Raw genomic sequence first — 2,042 nt, forward strand, 5'->3', positions numbered from 1 at the left:
TCGATGTGCTCCACGCTGAAGCGCTGGTGAACCAGACGATACGCATCGTTGTGCATCAGGCTCTTCTTGGTGGTGAGCATCGTTACGGCGGCGCGCAGGCCCGCGCGTTCATCGGGCGTGGTACGGGGGTTGGTGGCCTGGCCCTTCTGCCAGTAGTCGGAGAGCACATCGAAGCACTCGGCCTGGTATTCGACCAGCTTCTCGCGGATCTCTGGCTTGACGCGATTGGTGTCGATGCCGAACAGCCAGCCGTTGAGCTTGTTCAGCGGCAGGGTCAGCAGCTTGCGGCGCTTACCGTCGGCGGCAACCATATTCATCATGGATATGGTTGAAGCCAGCACGGGGTGGCGCTTGATTCGGTTGTACTGCGATTCCCACTGGAGACCTATGGCGTCGCAGATCGGCTTCATGGCCACACGCACAATGCCTCCGGCATTGAAGGTCGGGATGGCGGTGCCGTGGAAATCGACGGAAACGGGAGAGGCGGTGATAGCGGTCATGATGGAGCTCCTTGATGCTGACTGGAGTCCGCCACCGTTGCGACCAAGCAAGAGGGGGCGGACCGTACGCAGGTTGGTCGACCGGAGCATCAAGGAAACCCGGCAGGGCCGAAGCCCTCCCACGCACGGCCCGCCATAACACGGGCACAAAAAAACGCCTTGCGGCGCTGTGCGCCTTGATTGCTGATCGGGCGACCAAACCCGGCCACTGATTTTGCAGCGGCACGAGAATAGTGGCCCAGCCAGGCGCAGGCGTCAAGAAACGCTATCGTATACACGATATCAGAATGGATTAGTGGGCAGGATCGCCGCGATAGGGGTGTATGGGTATACAGTATTAGGCCAACGGCACCGGCTACATCTTAAATCCGTAATAGATGCATCAGCGAAGACTTAGTAAGCTGGGGCGGGGAACCTAAATAATACTGAGCAAGAGGGTCATACCATGGCATTAGTCGCCTGCCCGGAATGTGAGCACGAGGTTAGTGATTCCGCCTTGAAGTGTAGCCAGTGCGGTAAGCAGCTTCGCAAGCTCAAGCGTGGGGCTTTCGGCAAACTCTGTAAGTGGAGTTTCATCCTATTCAACGTCTTGATGATCGTGTGGCTGTTCTCCTACTGGGGCGATCTGGGCTCGATGACCTCCGGCAGCGAGGCGGAGAAAGCCGGTGCTGCGGTGGGCGGCGCGCTCGGTACCGGGATGATCGTCACCACCTGGGCGTTCGGCGACATCATCCTCGGCCTGTTCGTTCTCTTCACTCGTCCCAAGGAGGCCTGAGCATGCGCAAACTCATCATCCCTTTTGCATGCGGTGCTGCCATGCTGGCGGCCTCGGCCCAAGCGCAGCAGGCACCGCGTTATGATGTCGAGTCACATTGTGAACAGGTGGCCAGCGTCGGCGGTAGCCCCAGTAATACCATGTATAACTCGTGCATCGAGATGGAGCAGCAGGCGTACGACAACATCAAGCAGGATTGGTCATCGGTACCTGGCGGCACGCAGCAGCACTGTGACCAAGTGGCCACGGTAGGGGGTGCCGGTAGCTACACGATGCTCGAGTCATGTGTGCAGATGGAGACTCAAGCCGCTGATAACCGCAGCGAGTTTAACTTCGAGTGATGCTATGGCCTTGCTGACCCTGGGCGCCCTTGTGGCGCCCTTTTTCGAAGCATATGGGGGAGAGGGTTTTGACAAAATTTTGATAATTTTTTGAGCGCAACGAAAAACCGCCGCTATGGTTGACCCATAAGCGGCGGTTTTTCTTGATAATCTTGGTCGGAGCGACTGGATTCGAACCAGCGACCTCTGCAACCCCATTGCAGCGCGCTACCAAGCTGCGCCACGCTCCGTTAACGTTCTGCCGGAAGGCTTTCAAGCCGATGCCGCCCGTGGAACGCTGCGTATACTACCTCGGCTTCCGGGAAATGAAAACCCTTGATAGCGCTTTTTTTTCAATTGCTTGCCAGTGCCCGGTAATAATGCATGTCCGACGATGAAGGGGATAAGGCAGTGTGCTGACACGCCATCAACGGAGGTGTATGGAGG

General features: G+C 57.6%; 3 protein-coding genes and 1 tRNA gene. 2 read left to right on the top strand and 2 right to left on the bottom strand.

Going from position 1 to position 2,042, the window contains the following annotated elements:
• Window positions 1-500: phage antirepressor N-terminal domain-containing protein (locus OP496_RS17360; RefSeq protein ID WP_280565114.1), on the bottom strand; the 500-nt coding region annotated here is incomplete at its 3' end.
• Between the two features lie 445 nt (window positions 501-945).
• Between OP496_RS17360 and OP496_RS17365 the strand changes: the two genes are divergently transcribed.
• Together OP496_RS17365 and OP496_RS17370 are read left to right on the top strand one after the other, a co-directional pair.
• Window positions 946-1,275 (top strand): hypothetical protein, encoded by a 330-nt coding sequence (locus tag OP496_RS17365; protein WP_280565117.1) that lies wholly within the window; start codon window positions 946-948, stop codon window positions 1,273-1,275.
• A 2-nt stretch (window positions 1,276-1,277) separates the two neighbouring features.
• Window positions 1,278-1,616, top strand: coding sequence for a hypothetical protein (locus OP496_RS17370; protein ID WP_280565119.1), 339 nt, complete (start codon window positions 1,278-1,280; stop codon window positions 1,614-1,616).
• 153 nt (window positions 1,617-1,769) lie between these two features.
• On the opposite strand, the gene OP496_RS17375 is transcribed toward OP496_RS17370, so the two are convergent.
• Window positions 1,770-1,846, bottom strand: a tRNA-Pro gene (locus OP496_RS17375).
• Window positions 1,847-2,042: the final 196 nt, after the last annotated feature.

This window comes from Chromohalobacter sp. 48-RD10, from assembly GCF_029889785.1.
In the GTDB taxonomy this organism is placed as follows: Bacteria; Pseudomonadota; Gammaproteobacteria; order Pseudomonadales; family Halomonadaceae; genus Chromohalobacter.

What these genes read in the sequence shown, in the direction of transcription:
- OP496_RS17365 (WP_280565117.1), top strand. Translation starts at nt 946, where the DNA reads ATGGCATTAGTCGCCTGCCCGGAATGTGAGCACGAGGTTAGTGATTCC.
- OP496_RS17370 (WP_280565119.1), top strand. Translation starts at nt 1,278, where the DNA reads ATGCGCAAACTCATCATCCCTTTTGCATGCGGTGCTGCCATGCTGGCG.